This window comes from Paenibacillus sp. Paensp111, from assembly GCF_059492195.1.
Window position 1 is genome coordinate 2,021,706 of the sequence record NZ_CP168527.1, and the last position, 26,297, is coordinate 2,048,002.

Below are 26,297 nucleotides of genomic sequence, written 5' to 3' on the forward strand. Positions count from 1 at the left end.
ATACGCCGCGTTAACTTCGTACTGGTCCCGTCATCACGTTTCATTAATATATCGTTAGAATAACATGGGAAAAGTGGCTTTGCAAAGGGTGATCTTCTTTAGAACAGCGAGAGTCTGCCAATACGAAGTACGGCTTCGCGCAGTCGTTCCTCGCTGCTGAGCAGTCCCACCCGGACGAAGCCTTCGCCATGCTTCCCGAAGCCAACTCCCGGGGCCACAGCCACCTTGGCCTGTTCAAGCAGGAGCTGGGCGAAGCCCGCCGAGTCATAACCTTGCGGCACGGGAAGCCATGCGAAGAAAGAGCCGCCTGGCTTACGGGCCTTCCAGCCAATCTCATCCAGCGCGCCGAATAAGGCATTTCGTCTGGATTCATAGACAGCCACAAGGTCGGCTACGTTCTGCTGGCTTGCGGTCAGCGCCACCTTGGCGGCTTCCTGAACTGCACCGAACAAGCTGACATAGATATGGTCCTGCAGCTGGTTGATGAGCGAGATGATTCTCTCGTTGCCCAGCGCGAAAGCGACCCGCCAGCCCGCCATATTATAGGTTTTGGACAAAGTATAATATTCAATACCTACTTCTTTGGCGCCCGGTGCTTCAAGGAAGCTGACCGGACGATGTCCATCGAAGCCGATGGCGCCGTAGGCAAAGTCGCTGGCAACAACGATATTGTTCTCTGCCGCAAAGTTCACGGTATCCTCGTAAAAGGACAGCGGAGCCGTTGCGGACGTTGGATTGTTCGGATAATTCAGGAACATCAGCTTGGCCCGTCTCTTGTCTTCGACAGATACGGCCTCGTAATTCGGCAGGAAGTTGTTCTCTTCCCGCAGGGGAAGAAAGGACATCTCGGCTCCGGCCAGAGCTACACCTGACCAGTAATCCGGATATCCCGGATCTGGGACGAGACACAAGTCACCAGGGTTAAGCAAAATTTGGCTGATCTGCACAAGTCCAGTTTTGCCGCCGAACAGAATGGCAACCTCTTTCTCTGGATCCAGCGTAACTCCGTAATCCTCAAGATACCGCTGGGCCACAGCCTCTTTCAAGAACGAATGCCCTGTAAAAGGAGAGTATTTATGATAAAGCGGATTCGCTACGGCTTCCTTGGCAGCTTGTACAATATGATCCGGGGTAGGGCGGTCCGGGTTGCCCTGTCCCAGATTAATGACATCGTGGCCTGCTGAGATTTCTCGGTTTACATTTTGCACCAAGGTGGCAAAGAACTGCTTGGGAAGACGGCTCATGACGTCCGCCGGATTTATGGTAATGGAAGGCTTGGGAATATTCATATATCACACACTCCGTTCGGGGTACAGAAATAAACTTGATTGTTCCAACTTTGTTCCATATAATTTATCACGATTTAACCCAGCTGTATAGAATGGATTAGAGTGCGGGTGGATTGCATTTGAAGCTGAACAAGGGATATGATTATATTTAGATTGCTAGGAAGGGAGTAGAGACCTATGTCCGTAGAACAACCTGATTTAACACAGAACAAGTGGAATATCGCCTTAATTCAGTCTGATATTGTGCTTGGAGAACCCAAGGTGAATGCATTCAGATTGAAGCAGCTGATGGAGCAGGCGCTTCAGGCTGAGTCGAAACCGGATGTCATTGTACTTCCTGAAATGTGGAATACCGGTTATGCATTGTCGGTAATCGATGATATAGCAGATCTCCAGGGGATGGAGAGCAAGGCTTGGCTTTCGGATTTTGCAAGGGAGCATAGTGTCCAGATTGTTGGAGGCTCAGTTGCCCAGAAGACCGAGGGACGGGTGCGGAATACGATGTATATATTTGACCGTCAGGGTGAACTGGTGGGTGAATATTCCAAGATCCACTTGTTCCGGCTGATGGAAGAAGAGAAGCACCTCGCATCCGGTGAACAGAGAGTGACCTTTGAATTGGATGGAATTACCGCAGGCAGCTCGATCTGTTATGATATCCGATTCCCGGAGCTTGCCCGTTCACTGGCTCTTAGTGGAGCCAAGGCAATGTTTGTTCCCGCTGAGTGGCCGCATCCAAGGCTTCATCACTGGCGTACTTTGCTGACCGCAAGAGCAATTGAGAATCAGATGTACGTCATTGCCTGTAACCGGGTCGGCGTTAGCGGGAAAGATTCATTCTTCGGCCATTCCATGATTATTGATCCTTGGGGAGAAATCATTGCCGAGGGCGGGGAAGGCGAAGAGATTGTTACGGGCGAAATTAATCTCTCGCTTGTGGACGAAGTCCGCAAACGGATTCCTATATTTGAAGATCGCCGTCCAGATCTCTACATCTAAATGAGTTGCTAAGCAGATTGAATGACTCCGCGAGCCTTACAGCTCGGGAGTCATTCTTTGTTCCAGCACGTCCTTGAACGTGTCTATGAAAGCTTCCGCTGCTTTGGACAGATAACGTCCTTTTCGGTAAGCAATCACCAGGGTACGGCTGGGTACCGGATTCTCTATCGGAATGTACACCGGGATTAACTCACTTCGTTTGGCCCGGGCGATAAAACGGGGAACGAACGTTATCCCCATTCCAGCGGCGACAAGGGACTGAATGGTCTCAATGTTATTGCTCTCAAACACCACGTTCGGTTCAAATCCAGCAGTCCTGCACATATCAATGATCAGGGTGCGAAGCCCCTGTCCTTTCTTGAGAACGATAAATGGCTCATCTTGGAGCAGCTTCATTTGCTGAGTACTATCCAAGACGGATAATTCAGCAAGAGGATGATTGGGCGGAACTGCCAGATCGATGCGCTCTTCTCCTATGGGCTCAAAAGTCAACGAGGCTTCTTCCAAAGGAAGCGACAGCAGACTGAGGTCGGTGCCCCCTCCAGCCGTCAGCTTTTCGAGATTAAGTGATGTGTCCTCGAGCAGCGAGATTTGGATTTCTGGATAGGCCTCCTTAAAAGCTGGAAGTACATAAGGAAGCAAATGCGAGCCGGTGATCGGCATGCTGCCCACGACAACGCGTCCTTTGCGGAGCTGAGAAATATCATCCATTTCCTGACGGAGCTGCTCTACCGCGTCTACAATTTTGCGGGCATGAGTAATGAAGCTCTCGCCAGCGTGAGTGAGCTCTACGGTACTCGTGTTCCTCTGGAACAGCAGTACGCCAAGCTCCTTCTCAAGCTTAGACAGCTGCTGGCTGAGGGAAGGCTGCGCGATATGAAGCTTGTCAGCGGCTCTTGAGAAGTTACGTTCTTCAGCAATTTGAAGGGTATATTGAAGCTGTCTGAATTCCATTGTGGCCCCCTAAGTGCAAGATTATAAGCAGATCCATTGAACAATTATAGTATTCATTCTAACCTATAGGTTAAACCTATCGCAATTATAGATATCATATCTTGGATCAATTAGCTGACAAGTGTTATAGTTAATCCAACGAACGAAGCGGCATGTCTTAGTTAATAGTGTCACTTCGTCACCAGGTTCGCTACTATTGCAAATTTAGAGGTGATTATGATGAGTCAAAAGAAAACGATGTATGAGAAAATTTGGGATAATCATGTTATTCATCAGGAAGAGGGCAAGCCAAGCATTTTATATATTGACCTTCATCTAGTTCATGAGGTTACGTCTCCGCAAGCGTTTGAAGGACTTCGCTTAAGCGGACGCAAAGTACGCAGACCAGAGCTTACTTTTGCTACTATGGACCATAACGTTCCTACCAAAGACCGTTTCAATATCACAGATCCAATCTCCAAACAACAGATTGATACGCTGTCCCAGAACTGCCGCGATTTCGGAGTAACTTTGTTCGACCTCGATACAATTGATCAAGGTGTTGTGCACGTAATGGGTCCAGAGCTTGGTCTTACCCATCCGGGTAAAACCATCGTGTGCGGTGACAGCCATACTTCCACGCACGGAGCATTCGGTGCTCTTGCCTTCGGTATCGGTACAAGTGAAGTTGAACACGTTATGGCTACACAGTGCCTGCAGCAGGCCAAAGCGAAGACTCTTGAAGTGCGCTTCGTGGGTAAGCGGAATCCTGGCGTAACAGCGAAAGACCTTATCCTTGGTGTTATTGCCAAGTATGGTACTGACTTTGCAACAGGTTATGTTATTGAGTACACAGGCGAAGCTATCCGTGAACTGTCCATGGAAGAGCGGATGACAGTCTGCAACATGTCGATCGAAGGTGGAGCAAGAGCAGGCCTGATCGCTCCGGATGACACCACTTTTGAATATCTTCGCGGACGTCAATATGTACCTCAAGGTGCTGCTTTCGATGAAGCGGTTGCCCGCTGGAGAGAGCTTTCAACTGATGAAGGTGCACAGTACGACCGTGTTGTTGAATTCGATGTAGATTCCTTGATTCCACAAGTAACCTGGGGAACAAGCCCGGGTATGGGTACTAACATTAGTGCGTCAGTGCCGAATCCTGCTGACTTCGAGTCGGAGAACGAGCGTAAAGCGGCTGAGAAAGCCCTTGAATATATGGGTCTGACTCCAGGCACCCCAATGTCCGAAATTGAGATCGATTATGTGTTCATCGGTTCTTGTACGAACGGACGTATTGAAGATCTTCGCGCAGCAGCAGCTGTAGCTAAAGGACATAAAGTATCGGATAAAGTAACCGCTATTGTCGTGCCAGGTTCCGGACGGGTTAAGATTCAGGCGGAAGAAGAAGGTCTCGACAAGATCTTTACTGAAGCTGGTTTTGAATGGCGTGAAGCAGGATGCAGTATGTGTCTTGCCATGAACCCTGACGTTCTGCAGCCAGGACAACGCTGTGCATCAACTTCCAACCGTAACTTTGAAGGCCGTCAAGGACGCGGAGGACGTACTCATCTGGTCTCCCCGGCTATGGCAGCGGCAGCAGCAGTTGAAGGACGCTTTGTAGATGTACGTGACTGGAACTTCAAGTCTGAAGTTGTCAGCTAAGATAAATAGCAGGTAGAGGGGAGACAATAACTATGCAAGCTTTCACTAAATTAAACGGTATCGTCGGTCCTGTAGACCGCGTCAATGTAGATACAGATGCCATCATTCCTAAACAATTTCTGAAGCGTATTGAGCGCACTGGATTCGGACAATTTCTCTTCTTTGAATGGCGTTTTGATGAAGAAGGTAATGTGAATCCTAATTTTGAACTGAACAAACCACGCTATGAGGGAGCTTCCGTACTGATCTCCCGCGTTAACTTTGGCTGCGGCTCCTCCCGTGAGCATGCGCCTTGGGCCATTATGGACTATGGCTTCCGTTGTGTAATTGCACCTTCATTTGCAGATATTTTCTACAATAACTGCTTCAAGAACGGCATTCTGCCTATCGTGCTTTCCGAGGAGCAGGTAGAAGATTTGTTCCAGCGTACAGCTGCTCATGATGGCTACAAGCTTAACGTAGATCTTGAGAACAAAACACTGACTGATGATTACGGTCTAGTGATCAATTTTGATCTTGACGAGCATCGCCGCCAGTTCCTTCTTCAAGGCCTGGACGATATCGGTCTTACGCTTAAGCATGAGGACGAGATTACGGCTTATGAACAGAAGAACGCAGCGCGTCTGTTCGCTTAATTTGGAAATAGACGTTAATTGAAGAAGCACCTCCTGGAATACTGCGCTTACCCTATGGGTTTGGCATTAGGATTTCAGGGGGTGTTTTTTGTGTTGGCTGGATATGTCAAAGGATGCGGATAGGATCTGCTTGTTGCAGTTGTTAGTAACATTATATTATTATCAAAAGAGAGATGAATCTATTTGACAGTTATAGCAACTAATTCATGAACCAGGGGGTTAACTGAATGGAAATTCGGGATAGCAGCGGACTTACAGAACGCGAATTCATGGAGCAGTATCAGCCAGGGGACTACGAGCGGCCGTCTGTCGCGGCAGACATGGTGATCTTCACCGTTACGAATATGGAGGAGGACAATTATCGCAAGCTTCCGGAGAAGGAGCTGCGCATTCTGCTCATTCGCCGCGCAGGGCATCCTTTTCTCGGCAAATGGGCGCTTCCCGGGGGCTTTGTGCGATCGGATGAGACGACGGAACAAGCTGCGGCAAGGGAGTTGCAGGAGGAGACCGGCGTGAAGGACGTATATTTGGAGCAGCTGTATACGTTCAGCGATACGGGGCGTGATCCCCGTACCTGGGTCATGAGCTGCAGCTATATGGCCTTGATCAACAGCGGCCAAGTTCAGCTGAAGGCGGGGGATGACGCTGCCGATGCAGCCTGGTTCAAGGTAACCTACCGGATGTTGAGAGGGCGGAATGAGAAGGTTGGTGATGAGTACTTCAAGAAGCAGGAGTACGAGCTTAAGCTGAGTTCAGGGGATGAACAGTTTACCGCAGCTGTGGAGAGAACGGTGCCAATGAATGCGGCTGCTACAGGTGCGTCTTATGCCATTAAGTTCAATGAGGGACTTGCTTTTGATCATGCCAAAATTATAGCTTATGCGATCGAGCGTCTTCGCGGGAAGGTGAATTACACCGGTATTGCCATGAACTTGCTGCCGGAGATGTTCACACTGACAGAGCTGCAGCAGGTGTATGAGGTGATTCTGGATAAAGAACTGCGGAAAGCTGCCTTTCGTCGTAAAGTGGCGGATCTGGTAGTAGAGACGGATGAATATACTGAGAAAGCGGGACATCGGCCTTCCCGTCTGTATCGGAAAAATTGGGAAGAGATTTGACTGATTCAATTCTGGGGAGTGGTGATAGATTTGAATCAATTCTATGCAGAAATTAATATTGTACTTGAGAAAATGCAGTTCGCTTTGGCACGAACCAGGGAGCTGAATCCCTATTTCTATTCCAAGTATCCTATACTGCTATCGGCCGCAGCGGATACACAAGTGATAGAGAGTATCTCCGTCCAATGGACATTGCCTGACGAGTACTTGTACTTCTTGAAGCACTACGTGCCGGAGTCGGTCTCCTGGAGCACGGATGAATACATCAATCTGTACATTTACGGTGCCAAGGATTTGATGGGCGGCCAATCCGGGTATAACTACAATCCGGTTAAGAAAGAACCTATCCCCGAATGGCCGGCGGATTATTTGGTTATTGCCTCAGATGAAGGCGATCCGTATTGCATCGACCTCTCCAGAGGGGATACGGCAATTTATACAGCACCACATGGCGCGGGAATCTGGAATTTTTCACTTGCGTACGACAATCTTACCGATTTTCTGAACAGCGTTCTGAAGCCACGCAGCGACGAAGAAGAAGAGTTGGAAATGGGCGGACAGGAGCAGTACAGTTATAGCAAAGTGCTGATCACCGGCCCGGGCAGGGACAAAATAAAAACACTGGTATTCATCAAAAAGGTGTTCGAATGCGACTTTGAGGAGGCGAAAGCCCGGCTAGAGGCGGTCCCGCTGATCGTGTATAAAGGGATCGACCCGAGTGCAGCGAAAATCGTGGATCAACTAAGAAGTATAGGTGCGGACTATGAATCGCAAAAAATCAGTCTGGATGAATTTTTGGGATTTTCATAGATTACAAATCTGTTTCTTTAAAGACTCTATTAAATGAATTTTTTTCCTGATAAAATGATACTAATTAGCAACATTTAAGAGATTGTGACGTCAATGATGTCGTAAGATGTTGACCGATTTGTCCATGTTTCCCGTTGTTCTCAGGTGGATACACCTGATCGTCTTTTACAAACAATTCTGAGTAGGATGGTAGGGGTGAATGATGAAGAAACTTGGATTTTTGGCGTTTCTGTTTTTATTCTTATTGGCATTTCCCGGACAGGGGCATGCGGCATCAAATGACACGCATATTAAGCTGGACGGACGAGAGATTAAGCTGACTAAGGGCAGTCAGGTCCAGGAGATCTCAGGCAGCGTATTAGTACCGATTCGAGTCATTGTGGAAGAACTGGGTTACAGCGTGAATTGGGACAGCAAGACGAAGAAAATTGTTATTGAGCAGGATGGTACTACCCTGGATTTGACGGTGGACAAAAAAACCGCGCACGTCAACGGAGCCAAAATTATTATGCCTGCCGCCCCTCTACTTAAGGGAAATGTCACTTATGTCCCTCTTCGCTTTGTATCCGAGCAGACCGGTCTGAAGGTGCTGTGGGATAATAAGCTGAAAACTGCATTTCTTACTTCGCCAGAATCAGAGAGTGGGAATGGAAGCGGGTCGAACACGGGAACAGGGGCTGGAAATGTAAGCGCTAATCCGACTCCTGTTCCTGCCCCAAGCGGCGGATCGTCTGGAAGTGGTACTCCCTCTGGAAGCAGTGGGAACGGGACAGGCGGAACGGCTGGCAATGGCGGAACTCCAACAACAGCTATAGCTTCTGTAAATGGAATCAGCTTTAGCGACAATCGGTTAATTATCGCTATGGACGGGACTGCGGTCACGAAGGTCTCCAAGCTTACAGGACCTGATCGCATCGTAGTGGATTTGACAAATACGAAGTTCTCGGACACCTTCCTCAGCAGCCAGCCGCTTAATAACGCGGGTCAAGGCCTGCTTCCCGTTACGGATTATCCTGATGTGAAGCAGGTAAGGTACTCCCTGTTTAGCAGTACCCCTTCAACCGTACGTCTTGTTCTTGATTTGAACTACAGCAAGAGTTATCAGCTGCTTAACGCAGGTGATGGTCTGGTGATTGTGGACTTGAATCAGGATTCATCTGCTCCTGTAACTCCGCCTGGGGGGAATGGCAAGAAGCTAGTTGTCATTGATGCCGGGCATGGCGGGCAGAAGGATCCGGGAGCTATCAGTCTTACAGGTAAATATGAGAAGACCTTTACGCTGGCTGTGGTACTGAAGGTACAGGAACTGCTTAAGAATGATCCCGACATTGATTTTGTACTTACTCGCAGTGATGATACTTATCCTACACTAAGCGATCGGGTAAAAATTGCAAATGATCTGAATGCGGACCTATTCATCTCCGTGCACGGAAACAGCGCGGTAGCCACGGCCACAGGAAGTGAGACCTATTACACAAGGCCTGACAGTATATCGCTGGCTAATGTGATGCATAAATATCTCGTTGAAGCCACTGGACTCCCTGATCGGAAAGTGAGACAGAAGAGTCTTCAAGTGACCAGAGAGACGAAAATGCCGGCGGTCCTACTCGAAGTCGGATATCTAAGTAATAAGAATGATGAGGCGCTAATGTATGATGATGCGTTTCAAGAGCGTGTTGCTGAGGGTATTGTAGCAGGTATCAAAGAATATTTAGGCCTGCAGTAGACAAGAGCCGTTAAAAGGGGGTACGTGGCATGAAGAGACAGAGTATAACTACCGGGTTAGTGATCCTGTTAATGCTGGTTAGTACTGCATGCGGAACAAAGCCTCAAGCTGCTCCGCCGGTCAGTGACCAGAGTAGTGCTCCAACTATTACTAGCGCTAATCAGGAGAAGGAAGCTTCTTCAACCACTCAGCTAGGCACTAACGTTGCAGCGGCTTCACCAAGTGAGCCTTCTGATCAACCTAAGGACTCAGCTAACACGTTAACGATCAACAGTTATTACACGGACAATGACATGATGGAATTGAAAGAAGAGAAGAAGGAAATTACTTTCACGGGTGAACAGGGTAAGTATACCGAGGCCTTCAAGACTTTGAAGGATAGTGGTAATGATAAGCTGTTCGCTCTCTGGCAGAAGGTTGAGTTGAAGTCAGCAGCTCTGAAGGATGGAGAATTAACGATCGATATTCACCTTCCCGATGAAGCTAGACTGGGTGCAGGTGGCGAAACTTTGGCTATTGAGGCCTTGAAACGTACTTTCTTCCAATTCGAGGAGGTTAAATCTATTGAGCTTCTGGTTGACGGAAGCCAAGTGGACACCTTAATGGGCCATGACGAGTTGGAACATCCGATGACAAGATCATAAATGATGGTGACTGGTGTCCATTCAGAATCCGCATAGCGGGTTCTTTTTTTGTGGTTACATGGAAATAGAATCCATTAATTACATATTGATTGATAGGCTTACTTAATTCTCGAAAGCGGTTTAGAACCTTTATTGATGTTGATCTAAAGAATAAGAAAGGAATGTCGATAATAAAAAAGACGGGTATTCAGCTGGAAATTTTGCCGGGAAAGTTGGCATTAATTCGCAACTTTTAAGAGAAACCCGCGTCTAATAGTCGTCCAGGTGATGTCGAAGGATAGCACAATGTGTTGAAATCATCTCGGACAAATACAAGAATGGTAGGGGTGAAGGATGAAGAAATTAGGCTTTTTTGCAGTTTTGTTCGTCTTTTTGTTGGCTTTTCCCGGGATGGGAAGTGCGGCTGAAGCAAGTACGCATATTTATCTTGACGGGAAAGAACTGAATCTGACCTCTAGCAATCAGGTTCAAGAAGTCAATAATAGTGTGATGATTCCGATTCGTGTCGTCATGGAGGAACTTGGTTTTAATGTCAACTGGGAGAATAAGACAGGCACGGTAACCATAAAGAATGCGGATACCTCGATTAAACTGGTTGTGGGAAAGAAGACAGCTACAGTGAATGGAACGACTGCAATCGTTCCGGTAGCTCCTTATCTTAAGGGTGATACTTCCATGATTCCTCTGCGTTTCATCAGTGAGCAGATGGGGATGAAGGTCAACTGGGATCATACAACAAAATCTGTATATCTTATTACCCCAAGCAGCAATGGCGGAAACACTTCTCAGTCAGATGGGGATGCTGCAATTAGCGGGATTAGCTTCAGTGATAACCGTCTGATTATTGCGGCCAGCGGTAAGGTTACACCCAATGTATTCAAAATGACAGGTCCAGACCGAATTGTGATTGATGTGCCGCATGCACGGTTCGATAACACATTTCCTGCGGGAGTTCTGGACAGCAATCAGATGGGGTCCATTCAGATCAATGGATATCCCGACGTTTCACAGGTGCGCTTTTCACTATACAGCACTAATCCTTCGACAGTGCGCATCGTTCTCGATCTAAATTATGCCAAAAATTACGAACTCGTAAATGCCGGAGATGGTCTGATTATCCTTGATCTGAACAAAGGGTCATCTACTCCTGTAACACCTCCCGGAACTAGCGGCAAGAAGCTTGTGGTGCTGGATGCCGGTCACGGCGGAACAGACCCGGGCGCCATCAGTGTTAAGGGACGCAGAGAGAAGGACTTCAATCTGGCTGTTGTTCTGAAAGTGGAAGCTTTGCTCAAGAACAATAAGAACATTGACCTTGTCCTCACAAGAAGCGGGGATACTTATCCAACCTTATCAGACCGCGTAAAGATTGCCGAGAAGCTGAAAGCAGATATCTTTATCTCTGTTCATGCCAATTCGGGTGCAGCTGCGGCAACCGGGGTCGAGACTTACTACACACGTAATTCCAGTCTGGAACTGGCTAATGTGATGCATAAGTACTTAGTTAAGGCTTCTGGCCTTACGGATCGCAAGGTTCGTTATGCAAGTCTTCATGTAACACGGGAGACAACCATGCCGGCGGTCCTGCTGGAGTGCGGTTATCTCAGTAATACGAAAGACGAGGCCCTTCTTTATTCAGAGACATTCCAGAACAAAGTGGCTGAGGGTATTGTGGCAGGCATTAAGGAATATCTGAAAGTTCAATAGGTTTTCCTGAGAGGAGGAAGCGAAAGTGACAAGAAAACTTTGGTTCACTGCGCTGCTGGTTGTAGTTGTAGGAATAAGTGCAGGTTGTGGACAGAAGCCGCAGTCAGCAGCCGTGGCAGACAATACACAGAAGACTTCGGCACCTGCGACCGTTACGGATAACTCCAAGGAAACTTCGGGTACTTCGGATACTTCCACAGGAGGCACGACGCAGCAGGCAGCCACACCGACCACGCCAACGAATTCAGAGGCATCGGACACGAACTCCAAGACTTTGGCCATCGAAGCTTATTACACGGATGATCAAATGCTTGAACTGAAAAAGGTTCAGAAAGAGATCAAGTACGACAAGGACCAGGACAAATATGAGGCTGCCTTAAAATCGCTTCAGAGCAGCGGGGATAGCAAGCTGTTCGCGCTTTGGGAAAAAGTGAATTTTAAGTCGGTCAGCTTCAAAGACGGACTGCTGACGGTAGATATTCATCTGCCGGATGAAGCGAGATTGGGAGCGGGGGGCGAATCCCTTGCCCTTGATGCCTTGAAGAAGACAAGCTTCCAATTTGATGAGGTGAAAAGCCTAGAACTGCTCGTGGACGGGCAGCAGGTGGACACGCTGATGGGTCATGTCGAACTAACGCATCCCATGACAAGAGAACAAGAATAGTTAAAGGAATATGACTGCTGTATGTCGAATCTGAATACAGCAGTCCATTTTTTGTTAAAGGGGAGAATTTCATGTCATACAAAAGAAGCCGTAAGCGCCACTCGCATAAAGCGGTGTCTACAATGCTTGTTACCGCGATGTGCCTTAGCGGCGGTGCGGCTGCATTTGCGGATACGACTACTACGGCTGCCTCAACCAATACAACTACTTCTTCATCTCAATCTGCGGCAACAGCTTCGATCTTCAGTGATGTAGCCAGCGGTCATTGGGCCGAGAAGCATATTTATAAGCTTGCAGCAGAAGGTATCATTCTTGGTGATAAAGGAAAATTCCGTCCTGGCGACAACATCACTCAGGAGGAAGCGATTACTCTAGCTCTGAGGTTCATGAATCTGGACAGCAAGCTGCCCGCATCACCCGTAGTACCCGATAAGCTGAAGACCGGCAATTATTTCAAGCCCTATGTAGCACTAGCCCTTCAGCAAAAGCTGATCGACCAGACCGAAGAGGTCGCAGCGACAGGAGCCAAAGAAACATGGGGCTCTAAGAAGGCCTCACGCGAATGGATCGCCAAAATACTGGTTCGTGCACTCGGAAAAGAAGCTGACGCCAAAGCTGCAGCAGGTAAAGCGACTACTTTTGCTGATAACGCTAAGATTACGGCAGGAGCAAGAGGCTTTGTAACCGTGGCGGTTGATCTGGGTCTCACCAAGGGCGTGGAAGGCAACAAGTTCGATCCGCTCGGACTAGTAACCCGCGCGCAGATTGCAACCTTTTTCAGCCGCGGCCAGTCCTATCTGAATCCTGCTTATTCCGGAGTGTACGAGGGTGTGATCTCGGAGCTTACAGATTCGAAGTTGACCTTGTACATGAACGGTCAAACACGCAGCTTCGTTCTTGATAACCGAAGTGTGTATTTTACTAGCAGTTCGGAAGCCCGGATCTCGAAAAGTGATCTGAAGCCGTATACTAAAGTAGTTGCCATCGACAAGGTCGGATCTGCGGCCTACATTGAAGTAACCGATCCGAAGCAGCAGGTTGACAGTGTCGAAGGGACATTTGCCAAGATTACAGGAGGCAATACCATTTGGCTCAGTACAGCTGCCGGATATACTTCATACGGTTATGATGCGGGAACCCAATTCATCGATCAGAATGGTAAGGCTATAACACCTGCAGCACTGACTCCCGAAAGCACAATTGAAATTCAGCGTGAAACCTTCACACCCGACAAGAAGACCGTAGCAGTCAAAGTGAAATCGGGATTTGTTAATAAAACCAGCACCGGAACGATCCAGTCCGTTGATCTGAACGCCAAGACGATCACGGTCAAAGACGCATCCGGCTCCATTGAACAGTACAAGGTGGACGACTATACACTCGTACGTTATCAAAGCCAAATTATCAGCCTGGCGGAGCTGAAACCAAATTCCGTAGTGAAGTATACGATCAAGAATAATGTCTTCACTTCGCTTGAGGTAACTCAGAGTGTCGAGCGCACAGTAAGAGGAATGCTGGTTGACGTCAATGGAACGAGCAAGCTGGTTACATACAAAAGTTCCGGAGGCTCCCTAGAGGCTAAGTACTTAGCTGACAAGCCATCTATCCTCGTAGATGGAATTGCTGAAGCGGGCTTGTCTGATCTCATTGCGGATCCCAGTGCAGGTGATCAGGTTGAGATTACCCTGGATGCTCAGGAGAAAGTAACACGAATTCAGGTTCTAGGCCGCCAGTCAGAGCAGCTTACAGACCTGAATGTAGTGTCCTATGATAGTAAATACAAGGCACTTACGGTCGTGAATGCACAGAATAAGCTTGAAGTGTACAAGCTGGATGACAAGACCAAGCTGGACTACAATACTACTCAGCCTACACTGGCCGGTGTTGAGCCACTATTGACCAAGGATCGCAGAATCAGTCTTATTCATATCGGCGACCGGGTTCTGGCACTCCAGGTAATCTACAAATACGAAGGAACTTATGTGTCGGCAAATACGGTAGCTAAGACGGTGACGATTCAGCTGTCAAGCGGAAAGCTGCTTACTCTGCCTTACACCGGATACACACCTTCGATAGAAATCTATGGATTGGCCAATCCTACAGTGGCGGACATTAAGACGGGCGCAAATGTAACACTGCTCCTTACGGCCACTCAGGATGCTGTTCAGACCTTATCGGTGAAGACACCGGTGCAATTCGAGGTGGTCTCGGTTGATCCATACAATATCCGGATCCGGGCCAAGACCAAAGGGGTAACGGATGAGTTCTATGTTGACAAAGCCGTTCTCCTTGCGGAAAATGGACAATCCATTAAGCTTACAGACCTTACTGCAGGGCAGCTGATTAATGTTATCTTTAATGGTAGAACTGCTGCCACAGTTCAGGCCGTGAAGCAGGACCTCGGCAAAGTTCTGAGTAGCGATGGTCTATCTGTATCTGTTAAGAATTACACAGGCGTGACAACTTCATATTCAGTCTCGGCAGGAGTTAAAGTGGTGAGAAACGGTGTGGTAAGCACGAATCCGGGTTCGCTGACTACCGCCGATCATGTTGAAGTTCGCAAGGATGAGAATGGCCAGCTCGTGTTCACTGTGCTTAATTCCATTGTCCGTCCATTCAATTATTACGATTCTTCATCGAAAGAAATCTATGTAAAACATGACTTTAACGACAACAATTATCGGTATGGTGTGACTCTGGAAACGTATGTTCACCAAGGAGACATCACTTTAACCGTGCAATCCCTCAAAGAAAATGATAATATTGTATTATATTTCAACAATGACAAGCTGGTTGAGATCGAAAAACAATAAGTCATGTTTCTGAGATTGACCGTCTTGATACGGGATTCAGTCCCGTATCAAGACTTTTTTTTGCCGGGGGGAATGCACATGAATGCGGCTGCAGTCCGCCACATACTGGACACTATTGGAGCCATGTTTCCGGATGCACACTGTGAATTAAGCCACAGCAATGCATTTGAACTGACGATTGCCGTCCTTCTGTCAGCACAGTGTACGGATGCCACGGTCAACAAGGTAACGGCAGACTTATTCCAGAAGTACCATACTCCATTGGATTACGTATCTGTTCCGATTGAAGAATTGGAGCAGGATATCCGGCGGATTGGTCTCTACCGGAATAAAGCGAAGCACATCCAGAATCTGTGCCGGATCCTAATCGAACAGTACGAAGGCGAGATTCCTTCAGAGCACGATAAGCTTGTCCTCCTGCCTGGTGTAGGCAGAAAAACAGCCAATGTCGTTGTCTCAAATGCATTTGGGGTTCCTGCTATTGCAGTAGATACTCATGTGGAGCGCGTAAGCAAACGTCTTGGTCTCGCAGGCTGGAAGGATTCGGTCTTAGAGGTTGAGAAGAAGCTAATGAAACGGGTGCCGAAGGATGAGTGGACACTGACACATCATAGATTGATCTTTTTTGGGCGATATCACTGCAAGGCTGGGTCCCCGAACTGCCAGGTATGTCCACTGCTTGATGTGTGCCGGGAAGGCAAAAAGCGTATGAAAACTGCGCAGCTTAGAGAAGATAGAGAGAGTAAGGCCAAAAAATGATATTGATAGTAGAGGATGAGACTTCATGAGATGTATTTCCGTTTACACAGACAATTTCGAGTTATTCTCGGATATGTTTGAACAGGTGATTGAGATTAATTTGAACGAGAACGACGAGCGCGAGCTGGAAGGAATCACCATCAGTGACTCTGGTGAGGTTCCTGAGCATTACCTCGAACGCATGGCGAAGAAGCCGGAAGTTGTTGTTATGAAAGACAAGAACAGAGGAATTACGATTCTTCAACACGGTAAAGTATTCGAAATTCTAATTCCTTCAGATGAGAGCGAAGCTGTAACTGCAGGTTAGTAGTTTAGAATATTCACGTATGAATTGAATCATGGTTAACCCAGAAATGAAACCGAATTTTTTCGGTTTTATTTTTTTTTGCCCCTTGGCGGCTTCCAAGCGAGGATATCGAATGATAAAATGAACATATTTATATATTTAGGTTATGTATAGAACTTAGAAGAATGCAGTCAGGAGAGAGACTTTTTAATGAAAACGTTAACAGATCATAGCAGGCTCCCTGTAGAGCAGCTGCTTGAAAACTTGAAGGAGCATTTGAACCAGAGCGGAGATCATAAAGCAAGCAAAGATCTAGATGAGCTTACAATAAAGCAGCAGTCCGGAGAGCTTACGATTGCTTTCTGCGGGCACTTTTCTGCGGGGAAATCAAGCCTGATCAATACCCTGTGTGGCAAAAGAGTGCTGCCAGCCAGTCCGCTGCCAACCAGTGCGAACATCGTCATGATTCGTAATGGATCACCTCAGGTGCTGCTTACTCCTTCATCCGGAGGAGACCCTGTGCGTGCAGAATTGGAACAGCTGGAGCAATACTGCCGCAGCGGGGAGGACTATACCCGAATTGCAGTGTGGGATCAGATCCCTCTACTAGAGAACCAAGGAGTTCTTCTGGATACACCGGGTGTAGATTCTAATGACGCAGGACATGCGCTAGCGACCGAATCGGCACTTCATCTCGCTGATGTGGTGTTCTATGTCATGGATTACAATCATGTACAGTCCGAAACTAATCTGTCCTTTGCCAAGAGCCTGTCCGATTGGGGGAAGCCGGTGTATCTGGTCGTCAATCAGATTGATAAGCACCGCGATCAGGAGCTGGAATTCGATAAGTATCGACAGTCTGTGGAACAAGCCTTTGAAGTATGGCAGGTGAAGCCGGCCGGGATCTTCTACTTGTCCTTGAAGCAGCAGGATCATCCCCGCAATATGCTTCCTGAATTAAAGAGAATTCTTGCCGAGCTGATGGACCACAGAAAAGAGCTGCTGCAGTATTCGTTATCCTGCTCCGCCTTCCACTTGGCTGAGGCCTATCTGAAGCAGCTGGATAGCATGGAGGAGCCGGAACGGGAGCAACTGCTTCAGGAATTGGGCGGCGAAGAAGAGGCTGCTCGTGTCGGTGAAGAAATCGCCTCTCTCCAGCGTGCCTCGGAAGAGAATGAGACATTACCATCCCGACTTCAGTCTGAGTTTGCGGCCGAACTGGATAAGCTGCTGGGCAGTGCTCAGCTGATGACCCCTCCGATCAGGGAGGCAGCACAGCTCTATCTGGAAAGCCGAAGCCCCGGCTTCAAGATGGGCTTCTTGTTCGCCACCGGCAAGACGGAAGCGGAGAAGCAGCGCCGGCAGGATGAACTGTTCCAGAAACTGAGCGAGCAGGTCTCGGCGCAGGTGGATTGGCATGTTCGGGATCTGCTGCGCAAATTGGGACAGTCGAATCAACTGTGGCAATCCGAATGGGAGACCCGGCTGGACGAGGCGCTGCCTCAGCCGAGTCTGGAGTGGATCTTCGGCCCAGTGAAGGCCGGAGCAACCGTATCCGGCGAGTCGACGCTGCATTATGCAGCGGATGTCAAAGCCGTGATTACGTCGGCGTACCGCAGGGCCGCCATGGATCTTGCCGCCGAGCTGCTGGCCGGACTAGCCCCTCAGCAGGAGACCGTTCGCGGCGAGCTCGCGCAGCGCCGCGAGACCCTGCAGACGCGCGCGAACCTCGCCGCGCGTCTGCAGGAGCTTGACCGCGGCGCCGAAGCACGCGCCGCACAGCTGCGGGCGCTGCTGGGCGCGCCCGCGGCCCTCACCTCCGGCGTACTGCCGGAGGTGGGGGAACCCGCTGCGCCGCCGCAGACGCAGGCGGCGCAAGAGGCGCCAGCTGCCGCAGCTGTGCAGGCGGCAGCGCAAGCGGCGCCAGCCGCCGCGCCGATCCGGCGGCGGCTGGATGAAGCGGCCGCGCTGCTGGATGGCGCGGCCGAGGCGCTTGCGCCGCATCCCGCCTTCGAGGCAGGGATGCGTGCGCTTAAGGCGCGCGCCGGCGAGCTGCGCCGCGGGCGGTTCACGGTCGCGCTGTTCGGAGCGTTCAGCGCGGGCAAGTCATCGTTCGCGAATGCCCTGCTGGGGCATCGCGTACTGCCGGTATCGCCGCATCCGACCACCGCGGCGATCAATCGCATTTTGGCTCCGGAAGGAGAATATGCCCACGGCACAGCCGTTGTGATATTGAAGACGCCGGAGGCTATGCGGGAGGACCTGGCTTATTCCTTCAACGTGCTCCAGCTCGGAGCTTGGAAGGAAGCAACTTGGCTGGAGACCGTCAGGAAGCTGAAGGCCAAGGATATTCCGGCCTCCGGGCGCTCTCATTACAGCTTCCTGCAGGCAGCAGCGATCGGCTGGAACTCCTACGAAGGCAAGCTTGGAACAAGTCTGTCTGTCGATATGACTGAATTTGCTGCTTTTGTAGCCGAAGAGTCCAGGGCCTGCTTTGTAGCAGGAATCGATCTGTACTACAGCTGCCCGCTAACAGAGCAGGGGATCGTTCTCGTAGACACACCGGGAGCAGATTCCATCCATGCCCGGCATACAGGTGTCACCTTTCAATATATGAAAAATTCAGATGCTTTGTTATACGTAACGTACTACAATCATGCGTTCTCACGCGCCGACCGGCAGTTTCTTGCTCAGCTTGGCAGGGTAAAAGGGAACTTTGCCCTCGATAAGATGTTCTTCATCGTTAACGCAGCAGACCTTGCATCCTCTGCAGAGGAACTGCAGCAGGTTGTTGAACACGTGGATACCAGTCTGCGTACAGCCGGAATAGAGCGCCCCCAAATTTATGCCTTGTCCAGTATGAATGCTCTGGATGCCAAGCTTGCAGGGGACCACGGCTTGCTGTCTGCGTCGGGTTTTGAACCATTTGCAGGCGCTTTCGATACCTTTATTGGAAATGACCTCAGCGGCCTTGCCGCGGGCTCTGCGGCTGATGAACTGCATCAAAGTGTACTCCGTGTGCAGCAGAGACTCAGCGCGCTGTCACAGTCTTCACTGGAGCGTGACCATATTCTCCAGCAAATGGATACAGAGCGTCAGAAATATGAATTGTCGCTTGCTGAACTTGCGAACCGGGATCTAAGTAGTGAGATCATTCAGGAAACGGATGAGCTGCTGTTCCATGTCCGTCAGCGGCTTCGACTCGCCTCCATGGAGCTCTACCGTGAATTCTTCCATCCTTCGCTGCTTCAGGATGATGGGGGAGATTTGAAGAAGAAATTCGCTGTATCTATGCATGACTGGACGGCACATCTGTCCGGTGAGCTTGAGCGGGAACTGCAGGCCACATCTTTGCGGTTAGAGAAGAAGGTCAATGCTCTTGTGAAAAGAGAAGGCGACAGCTGGCTTAAGATGAATGAGCCTAGAGATTTCGGTCCTGTTCTTTATGCCAAGGAACCCTTGGCTTGGACTACTCCTGAAATCGGGGAAGGGCTGCTAACCGGAAAGCTGGAAGGGCAGACTTACTGGTCCTATTTCAGGAATCCCAAGCATTTCTTCGAAGGAAAAGGGAACACGGCTCTCCGGGAAGCTCTTGAAGCTCCCTTGGAGACGCTTGTCAAAGAAGCTGTTGATCAGATCCAAGTCTTGTATGCCCGGTATTACTGTGAGGGAGCGAGCTTCCGCACACAGAGTATCTGCGATCATTTCAAGAATTTATGGCTTGAATGGGAGAATGAGATACGTGAGCTAAGCGGTTCGAATGAGGAATCAGCAGCCTTGGAAGAGCTCAGCCAAACCCTGAGTAAGACCGAACAGCAGCTTAGGCAGATATACTGAGCATGAGAGAGCATTTAGAAGACGAAATCGGAATAGTATCATTTAAATAAGAAACAGACTTATATACTCATTAATATGAAGATATTTACTCTTTGCTGCCTCAAAGTCATGGTGGTAAACTGCTTAAGATTCCTAAATTGATGGAGGGCAGCGAGGAGGAGACATATGAATGTACTCAGGCAATTGCACGTCTATTATCGGGAGAAGAACCACCTTCTGATTCTCTCGATAATATGTCTTGCAGCCGCAACGGGATTGGGCTTGGTCTACCCCAATTTGCTAAGAAGACTGATTGACGACGTTATTGCACCCAAGCATTATGAGGAAGCTCCGTACCTTGCTTTAACAGCGCTTTCAGTCATTATTGTAAAGGCTTTCATGCAGTTTCTGAGCGGGTTCTTTGGCGGGCGGTTGGGGAATTACTTAGCCTATCGCTTGCGTAATGCCTGTTATGAGAAGCTGCAATTTTTATCATTTCGATATTATGATACGGCAAAGACAGGGGATCTGATGTCCAGATTAACCGGGGACCTTGAAGCAATCCGCCTCTTTATCGGTTTTGGCTTCGCCCAGCTCCTTAACCTGTTCTTCATGGTCAGCTTCGGTGCCGCCATGATGATGTCTATTAACTGGCAGCTAACAGTATTAACTCTAATTACAATGCCTTTTCTGGTTCTCGTTGCATGGAAATTTGAATCGAAGATTCACCCGGCATTCCAGGAGATGCGGCTTGCCTTAAGCTCTCTAACGACTTCCGTGCAGGAGAATATTACGGGAGTTAGAACGGTTAAATCTTTTGCCAGAGAGCCTTATGAAGTCGAGAAGTTCTCACAGCGTAACGAAAGATACAAATCGAATCAAATTTTCGCTGCCCTGCTGTGGAGCAGGTACTTCCCTGTTATGGAGCTGCTCGCTTCGGTTAGTGTTGCCATCCTGCTTGGGGTAGGAGGGACACTGGTTATACATAAATCTCTTTCTCTAGGGGAATTGGTCGCATTCTTTGGCTTGATCTGGTTCATTATTGGCCCGCTGTGGGGACTTGGATTCCATATTAATAACTATACCCAGTCCAAGGCATCCGGAGAACGGGTACTGGAAATTCTGAACCAGCCGATTGATGTACAGGATGATGCGGCTGCTCTCCTGCTGCCGGAAGATCAGATTAAAGGACATGTGGTCTTTGATAAAGTGACTTTCGCTTACGGTAACAAAATGCCCGCAGTGGCTGATATAAACTTTGAAGCCAAGCCTGGCGCTGTAATCGGATTCCTTGGCGGAACCGGTTCAGGCAAATCAACCATTATTCAGCTGTTGATGCGTGCCTATGACATCAATGAGGGCAGCATCACACTGGATGGGACGGATATCAGGAGGATCAAGGTCAGACAGCTGCGTGAACAGATTTCGACCGTGTTTCAGGAGACATTCCTGTTCTCCTCCTCAATCCGCAATAATATCGCTTATGGAATCAAGGATGTCTCTATGGATGAGATCATTCGCGCCGCCCGGCTCGCTAAGGCTCATGACTTCATTATGGAGATGCCGGATGGTTATGACACGGTGGTGGGTGAACGCGGAATGGGATTGTCAGGAGGTCAGAAGCAGCGGATTGCCATTGCCCGTGCTCTTCTGAAGAATCCCAAAATTCTTATTCTAGACGATGCAACGAGCGCGGTAGATATGGAGACAGAGCATGAAATCCAAACCGGATTCCAAGAGGTCATGCGAGGAAGAACAACGTTCATCATTGCTCACCGAATCTCTTCACTGAGACATGCCGACCTTATTCTCGTCATGGATCAGGGACGGGTAGTCCAGCAGGGAAGGCATAACGAGCTCATTCATATCCAGGGACCCTATCAGGATGTGTTCCGGATACAGTATGCGGATTACCTGTCAAGATTACCGGATAAGGAAGATGAGGTGAACCCGGTATGAGTACTCCAATTGAGGCTGCTGACAATCAGAAGCCAGGGTTCAAGAAGAAGCAGGAGCTGAAGGACAGATTTGTCTATAAGGACGATGATGCGATTGATAAGGCCTTCGACTGGAGGCAGTTCCGCAGGCTGTTCTCTTATATGCGGCCCTATGCCAAGCAGTTGTTGCCGTTAATTATTCTTATGATGATTCTTGGGACTATTACGAAGCTGACGGTGCCTTATCTAACGAGCTTGGCCATTGACAAAGCGATTGTGAAAGAAGGAAGTCTCCAGCTGCTGTATCTCATCACAGCATCCGTCATTGTACTGTATTTGATTCAATGGGCTGCGAGTGCTTACCGGATTAAATACACAAATATCATCGGTCAAAAGGTCATTTATGATCTTAGATCCGACCTGTTCCGTCATATTCAGAAGCTTTCCTTCAATTTCTATGACAAACGTCCGGCCGGCTCCGTTCTCGTACGGGTCACCAATGACGTGAACTCCCTGCAGGATCTGTTCACCAACGGGGTAGTGAATCTGATGATTGACTGTGTTCAGCTGGTTGGGATTGTAGTAATTCTGCTGCTGGTGAACTGGAAGCTTGGTCTGGCCGTAATGATCACGGTGCCGATCATGTTCTTCATCTCAACCAAGCTGCGTCAGACGATTCGAATTGCCTGGCAAGTGGTACGGACGAAGAACTCGCGGATTAACTCCCACCTGAATGAGTCCATTCAAGGTATACGAGTGACTCAGGCTTATACCCAGGAACAGGAGAATATGAGTTATTTCGATGTGATGAACAAGGACAGCAAGAAGTCCTGGGATAAAGCCTCTGCGATGAACCAGATGTTCGGTCCGCTAATTGAAATTACCGGCGGGATCGGCAGCTTCATTCTATTCTGGCTGGGCGCTTATCTTATTCAATCAGGGGAGATCACCATCGGGCTTCTTGTTGCCTTCAGCAACTATGTAGGGAACTTCTGGGACCCGATTAACCGGCTGGGTCAGATGTATAATCAGCTTTTGGTAGCGATGGCTTCATCAGAGCGGATATTTGAATTCATTGATGAACAGCCCTCGGTGAAAGATAAGCCGGACGCGAAGCCCCTTCCAACCATTAACGGAAATATTCATTTCGACAATGTAGTATTTGAGTATGAGAAAGGCCGTGCTGCTCTGAAGGGAATCAATCTACAGGTGCAGGCAGGGCAGTCCGTTGCGCTTGTTGGCCATACCGGATCAGGGAAGAGTACCATTATTAACCTGGTTAGCCGCTTCTATGATATTACACAGGGCAGGATAACCATTGACGGGTATGATATCCGCGATGTCACGCTCCAAAGTCTTCGAAGCCAAATTGGGATTGTGCTCCAGGATACGTTCATTTTCTCGGGTACGATCCGGGATAATATCCGTTTTGGACGTCTTGATGCGACAGATGAAGAAGTTGAGGCTGCAGCCAAGGCGGTTGACGCCCATGAGTTCATAACTCAGCTGCCAGGCGGTTATGAGACTGAGGTAGAGGAAAGGGGAAGCGCCCTCTCTATGGGACAGCGCCAGCTGCTGTCTTTTGCCAGAGCGCTGCTCGCCAATCCGCGGATCCTCATTCTGGATGAAGCTACAGCTAGTATTGATACAGAGACCGAACTGAAAATCCAGGATGCCTTGAAAGTCTTACTTCAAGGACGGACTTCCTTCATAGTGGCTCACCGGCTGTCTACAATCAGGCATGCCGATCATATCGTGGTTCTTGACCACGGAGAGATCAAGGAAGAAGGGAACCATGACCAGCTTATGAAGCATCAGGGAATTTACAGTGGGTTAATAGAAGCACAATTCAGATTTTTGTAACTAAATGTCGGAAAAGAATGGATTTTTAGCGGAGCACTCTTGCATTATGGACGAGAAACCCGGAAAATAGATAAGAAGAAACTACTTATCTTAATGGATGACTTTAAGCTGGTTTTACACTCGCTTAACTTCACCCATATAAACTAGGGGGATTTCAGACGAATGTGGGGTGCTCCTTTTTCTGATCATGCTAGAACTATGCTGCTGTTAGGCAGCGGAGAGCTTGGGAAAGAAGTCATCATTGAAGCCCAAAGATTGGGCGTAAGGACTATTGCAGTGGACCGGTACGAACATGCGCCCGCGATGCAGGTTGCTCATGAGTCCCATGTCATTGACATGCTAGATGCTGAGGAACTAAAGAGTCTGATTCATCAATTGAAGCCTGACATCATCGTACCTGAGATTGAAGCGATTGCTACGTCGGCGCTGATCGAACTGGAAGAGGAAGGATACCATGTGGTACCGACCGCCCGCGCAGCTCGGCTTACAATGGACCGGGAAGGCATTCGCCGGCTTGCAGCCGAAGAGCTTGGCATTCCCACAGCGGACTACCGATTTGCAGATAGTCTGGACAGCCTGAAAGAAGCCGTTCAGATTCTGGGCACACCTTGTGTGGTTAAACCGCTGATGAGTTCTTCGGGAAAAGGACAGACGGTATGCCGTACCCCGGGTGATGCTGAAGCCAGCTGGAATGCAGCTCTAGAAGGGGCCCGTGCGAAGGGTGCAGCTGTTATTGTCGAATCTTTTGTCAAGTTTGACAGTGAAATAACACTGCTTACGGTTCGTAGTGTCTCCGGAACGATCTTCTGCCCGCCTATTGGTCATATTCAAAAGGACGGCGATTACATCGAATCCTGGCAGCCACATTTCAACAGTGAGCAGGCACTTCAGGAAGCCCAGCAGATTGCGCGTACCATAACCGATGCGCTTGGCGGGTATGGTCTGTTCGGGGTGGAACTGTTCGTGACGGAGCAGGGCATCTTGTTCAGTGAGGTATCTCCCCGTCCGCATGATACCGGAATGGTAACTATGGTTACCCAGGACCTGTCCGAATTCGCTCTTCATGTTAGGGCCATTCTCGGTTTCCCTGTACCTTCGGTACAAGTGCTGACTCCCGGTGCTTCAGCTACACTGAAGGCTGACCGTGAGGGGCAATCTTTTGCAATTAACGGAGTTCATGAAGCACTTGAAATTCCTCGTACACAGATCAGAATTTTCGGTAAGCCGCTCAGTAAGCCGGGGCGCAGGATGGCTGTAGCACTCAGTGCAAGTGAAGATGTGGAGACAGCACGCATCCATGCCAAAAAGGCGGCAAGTCTATTAAAGGTGGAATGGGCTGAATGAGTAACCAGGTATGTGCTCCGGCACTCTTAATCCGCAAATGTTCACGTAAAGATGCGAAGGATATTACAGCTCTAATGAGACAGCTTCGTTATCCCACAACGGTCAGTGTTATGGAAGAAAGACTTGCGGCGTTCGAGAATCATCCGCATTTTCGTAATTTTGTAGCAGAACTTGATGGTGAAGTTGTTGGTACCGTCAGCCTAAGACAGCTGCAGACCCATGATATGGAGCAGCCCGTTACTCGTATTACCGCACTTGTAGTAGATGAGAATCATAGAGGCAAGGGCATTGGCAAGAGATTGATTCATGAAGTTGAATCCTGGGGGAAGCGTAAGGGCAGCCAGGAGCTGTTCCTGTCCACAGGGGATGAAGGGCGTACAGATGCCAAGCCGTTCTATGAACGGATGGGCTTTGAGTGTTCAGGATACCGTCTCTATAAACCACTGAAATAAATAACCTTTATCATACGTCATCCCCAAGGGATGATTTTTTTTGCCCTTTTTGCTATGGTGGCAGCGCAGCATAGACATGTATATAACAAAAACCGCCTGCTTCATAAGAAGCAGACGGCAGCTGACGAAGACTATTCTTTGATTGTGAAAGAATCGATAATATCCTTTAATACCGTATCCTTTGACTTCTCATAATCTTCTTTGGTGGATGAGAAGCTGACCACATAAGTATTCTTCTTGGCCGGTATAATCAGTTGAGACAGGATAATGTCGGCCTTCGTCTGTGTGCTGGTGTAGCTTGAAGTGGAGATACCCGCTTTGAAGCCGGAATGATCGATGTCTTTATAATCAATTTGTTTGTAATTGGCCATTCCATTCTCTTCGCCCTTCTCTTCCAGCATCTTGGTTGAGCTATCGGCAATTGCCTTAGCAGAATAGGAAGCATCCGCATTCATCGTTACGTTAATATTGGTTGCAAAGTTCCCGGTAGGTTTAGGATCATAGAAGGCCGCTTTAACCATAGGGTTATTCAGCTGCTTCTGATCATATGTACTCCAGCTTTTCGGATAGGATACATTGAACTGCTCGCTCTCGTAAGTTTTGAAATCCGCGGGGATTTCTTTCTTCTCGTCTGAGGTTTTGGCATCGTCTGTAGACTTTGCTTCTGAATCTGTAGAATTAGCAGCCGGCTCTGAAGGAGCAGGGGGCGTCGTGGTTTCAGACGTAGCAGGTGTATTTGTTCCTGTATCTGCTTTCTTCTCCGAGGTAGTGTTGTTACCGCAGGCTGATAATAAGCCCATTAAAATTACTGCCGCCATCCATTTCTTCAACATGCTG

Annotated in this window: 20 protein-coding genes; 17 read left to right on the top strand and 3 right to left on the bottom strand. The window is 48.8% G+C overall.

Annotated features, from left to right (window positions below; all coding sequences use genetic code 11):
* Window positions 1-98 precede the first annotated feature (98 nt).
* Window positions 99-1,289 (bottom strand): pyridoxal phosphate-dependent aminotransferase, encoded by a 1,191-nt coding sequence (locus tag ACEN86_RS09400; protein WP_495634013.1) that lies wholly within the window; start codon window positions 1,287-1,289, stop codon window positions 99-101.
* Between the two features lie 177 nt (window positions 1,290-1,466).
* On the opposite strand from ACEN86_RS09400, the gene ACEN86_RS09405 reads away from it, so the two are divergent.
* Window positions 1,467-2,288, top strand: a complete 822-nt coding sequence (locus ACEN86_RS09405) for a carbon-nitrogen family hydrolase (RefSeq protein ID WP_495634014.1) — start codon at window positions 1,467-1,469, stop codon at window positions 2,286-2,288.
* Between the two features lie 36 nt (window positions 2,289-2,324).
* On the opposite strand, the gene ACEN86_RS09410 is transcribed toward ACEN86_RS09405, so the two are convergent.
* Entirely contained in the window at window positions 2,325-3,242 is a 918-nt protein-coding gene (locus tag ACEN86_RS09410) for a LysR family transcriptional regulator (protein WP_495634015.1), read from the bottom strand.
* A 219-nt stretch (window positions 3,243-3,461) separates the two neighbouring features.
* Between ACEN86_RS09410 and leuC the strand changes: the two genes are divergently transcribed.
* From leuC to ACEN86_RS09490, 16 genes are all read left to right on the top strand, one after another.
* Window positions 3,462-4,886: a 3-isopropylmalate dehydratase large subunit gene (gene leuC, locus ACEN86_RS09415; protein WP_495634264.1), complete on the top strand. Its 1,425-nt coding sequence runs from the start codon at window positions 3,462-3,464 to the stop codon at window positions 4,884-4,886.
* 32 nt (window positions 4,887-4,918) lie between these two features.
* On the top strand, window positions 4,919-5,521 hold the full coding sequence (gene leuD / locus ACEN86_RS09420; protein WP_127197726.1) for a 3-isopropylmalate dehydratase small subunit: 603 nt from the start codon (window positions 4,919-4,921) through the stop codon (window positions 5,519-5,521).
* A gap of 227 nt (window positions 5,522-5,748) precedes the next feature.
* On the top strand, window positions 5,749-6,639 hold the full coding sequence (locus ACEN86_RS09425; protein WP_495634016.1) for an NUDIX hydrolase: 891 nt from the start codon (window positions 5,749-5,751) through the stop codon (window positions 6,637-6,639).
* Between the two features lie 30 nt (window positions 6,640-6,669).
* Window positions 6,670-7,449, top strand: coding sequence for an SMI1/KNR4 family protein (locus ACEN86_RS09430; RefSeq protein WP_495634017.1), 780 nt, complete (start codon window positions 6,670-6,672; stop codon window positions 7,447-7,449).
* A 199-nt stretch (window positions 7,450-7,648) separates the two neighbouring features.
* Window positions 7,649-9,175, top strand: a complete 1,527-nt coding sequence (locus ACEN86_RS09435; protein ID WP_495634018.1) for an N-acetylmuramoyl-L-alanine amidase family protein — start codon at window positions 7,649-7,651, stop codon at window positions 9,173-9,175.
* Window positions 9,176-9,204: 29 nt separating this feature from the next.
* Entirely contained in the window at window positions 9,205-9,819 is a 615-nt protein-coding gene (locus tag ACEN86_RS09440) for a GerMN domain-containing protein (protein WP_495634019.1), read from the top strand.
* Between the two features lie 333 nt (window positions 9,820-10,152).
* A complete protein-coding gene (locus ACEN86_RS09445; RefSeq protein ID WP_495634020.1) occupies window positions 10,153-11,526 on the top strand; it encodes an N-acetylmuramoyl-L-alanine amidase family protein in 1,374 nt (457 codons plus the stop codon).
* Between the two features lie 25 nt (window positions 11,527-11,551).
* On the top strand, window positions 11,552-12,190 hold the full coding sequence (locus ACEN86_RS09450) for a GerMN domain-containing protein (RefSeq protein ID WP_495634021.1): 639 nt from the start codon (window positions 11,552-11,554) through the stop codon (window positions 12,188-12,190).
* 71 nt (window positions 12,191-12,261) lie between these two features.
* Complete coding sequence (locus tag ACEN86_RS09455) at window positions 12,262-15,003, top strand: S-layer homology domain-containing protein (RefSeq protein ID WP_495634022.1); 2,742 nt, start codon at window positions 12,262-12,264, stop codon at window positions 15,001-15,003.
* Between the two features lie 78 nt (window positions 15,004-15,081).
* Window positions 15,082-15,762 carry an endonuclease III gene (gene nth, locus ACEN86_RS09460; protein WP_495634023.1) on the top strand — a complete coding sequence of 227 codons (681 nt, stop codon included), beginning with the start codon at window positions 15,082-15,084 and terminating at the stop codon, window positions 15,760-15,762.
* 25 nt (window positions 15,763-15,787) lie between these two features.
* Window positions 15,788-16,069: an NAD/NADP transhydrogenase alpha subunit gene (locus ACEN86_RS09465; RefSeq protein ID WP_127197719.1), complete on the top strand. Its 282-nt coding sequence runs from the start codon at window positions 15,788-15,790 to the stop codon at window positions 16,067-16,069.
* A gap of 189 nt (window positions 16,070-16,258) precedes the next feature.
* Entirely contained in the window at window positions 16,259-19,885 is a 3,627-nt protein-coding gene (locus ACEN86_RS09470) for a dynamin family protein (RefSeq protein WP_495634024.1), read from the top strand.
* A 165-nt stretch (window positions 19,886-20,050) separates the two neighbouring features.
* A complete protein-coding gene (locus ACEN86_RS09475) occupies window positions 20,051-21,823 on the top strand; it encodes an ABC transporter ATP-binding protein (RefSeq protein WP_495634025.1) in 1,773 nt (590 codons plus the stop codon).
* The gene (locus tag ACEN86_RS09480) at window positions 21,820-23,664 is read left to right on the top strand and encodes an ABC transporter ATP-binding protein (RefSeq protein ID WP_495634026.1); all 1,845 of its coding nucleotides are present in this window, start codon (window positions 21,820-21,822) and stop codon (window positions 23,662-23,664) included. Before ACEN86_RS09475 ends, ACEN86_RS09480 begins: the two co-directional genes overlap by 4 nt.
* 162 nt (window positions 23,665-23,826) lie before the next feature.
* A complete protein-coding gene (gene purT, locus ACEN86_RS09485; RefSeq protein ID WP_495634027.1) occupies window positions 23,827-25,008 on the top strand; it encodes a formate-dependent phosphoribosylglycinamide formyltransferase in 1,182 nt (393 codons plus the stop codon).
* Window positions 25,005-25,460: a GNAT family N-acetyltransferase gene (locus ACEN86_RS09490; RefSeq protein WP_495634028.1), complete on the top strand. Its 456-nt coding sequence runs from the start codon at window positions 25,005-25,007 to the stop codon at window positions 25,458-25,460. Before purT ends, ACEN86_RS09490 begins: the two co-directional genes overlap by 4 nt.
* A gap of 131 nt (window positions 25,461-25,591) precedes the next feature.
* On the opposite strand, the gene ACEN86_RS09495 is transcribed toward ACEN86_RS09490, so the two are convergent.
* Window positions 25,592-26,293 (bottom strand): hypothetical protein, encoded by a 702-nt coding sequence (locus tag ACEN86_RS09495; protein WP_495634029.1) that lies wholly within the window; start codon window positions 26,291-26,293, stop codon window positions 25,592-25,594.
* Between the last annotated feature and the right edge of the window lie 4 nt (window positions 26,294-26,297).

Excerpts from the sequence above, each read along its gene's own strand:
- ACEN86_RS09400 (WP_495634013.1), bottom strand. The coding sequence starts at position 1,289 with ATGAATATTCCCAAGCCTTCCATTACCATAAATCCGGCGGACGTCATG.
- ACEN86_RS09405 (WP_495634014.1), top strand. The coding sequence starts at position 1,467 with ATGTCCGTAGAACAACCTGATTTAACACAGAACAAGTGGAATATCGCC.
- ACEN86_RS09410 (WP_495634015.1), bottom strand. The coding sequence starts at position 3,242 with ATGGAATTCAGACAGCTTCAATATACCCTTCAAATTGCTGAAGAACGT.
- leuC (WP_495634264.1), top strand. The coding sequence starts at position 3,462 with ATGAGTCAAAAGAAAACGATGTATGAGAAAATTTGGGATAATCATGTT.
- leuD (WP_127197726.1), top strand. The coding sequence starts at position 4,919 with ATGCAAGCTTTCACTAAATTAAACGGTATCGTCGGTCCTGTAGACCGC.
- ACEN86_RS09425 (WP_495634016.1), top strand. The coding sequence starts at position 5,749 with ATGGAAATTCGGGATAGCAGCGGACTTACAGAACGCGAATTCATGGAG.
- ACEN86_RS09435 (WP_495634018.1), top strand. The coding sequence starts at position 7,649 with ATGATGAAGAAACTTGGATTTTTGGCGTTTCTGTTTTTATTCTTATTG.
- ACEN86_RS09440 (WP_495634019.1), top strand. The coding sequence starts at position 9,205 with ATGAAGAGACAGAGTATAACTACCGGGTTAGTGATCCTGTTAATGCTG.
- ACEN86_RS09445 (WP_495634020.1), top strand. The coding sequence starts at position 10,153 with ATGAAGAAATTAGGCTTTTTTGCAGTTTTGTTCGTCTTTTTGTTGGCT.
- ACEN86_RS09455 (WP_495634022.1), top strand. The coding sequence starts at position 12,262 with ATGTCATACAAAAGAAGCCGTAAGCGCCACTCGCATAAAGCGGTGTCT.
- nth (WP_495634023.1), top strand. The coding sequence starts at position 15,082 with ATGAATGCGGCTGCAGTCCGCCACATACTGGACACTATTGGAGCCATG.
- ACEN86_RS09465 (WP_127197719.1), top strand. The coding sequence starts at position 15,788 with ATGAGATGTATTTCCGTTTACACAGACAATTTCGAGTTATTCTCGGAT.
- ACEN86_RS09470 (WP_495634024.1), top strand. The coding sequence starts at position 16,259 with ATGAAAACGTTAACAGATCATAGCAGGCTCCCTGTAGAGCAGCTGCTT.
- ACEN86_RS09475 (WP_495634025.1), top strand. The coding sequence starts at position 20,051 with ATGAATGTACTCAGGCAATTGCACGTCTATTATCGGGAGAAGAACCAC.
- ACEN86_RS09480 (WP_495634026.1), top strand. The coding sequence starts at position 21,820 with ATGAGTACTCCAATTGAGGCTGCTGACAATCAGAAGCCAGGGTTCAAG.
- purT (WP_495634027.1), top strand. The coding sequence starts at position 23,827 with ATGTGGGGTGCTCCTTTTTCTGATCATGCTAGAACTATGCTGCTGTTA.
- ACEN86_RS09490 (WP_495634028.1), top strand. The coding sequence starts at position 25,005 with ATGAGTAACCAGGTATGTGCTCCGGCACTCTTAATCCGCAAATGTTCA.
- ACEN86_RS09495 (WP_495634029.1), bottom strand. The coding sequence starts at position 26,293 with ATGTTGAAGAAATGGATGGCGGCAGTAATTTTAATGGGCTTATTATCA.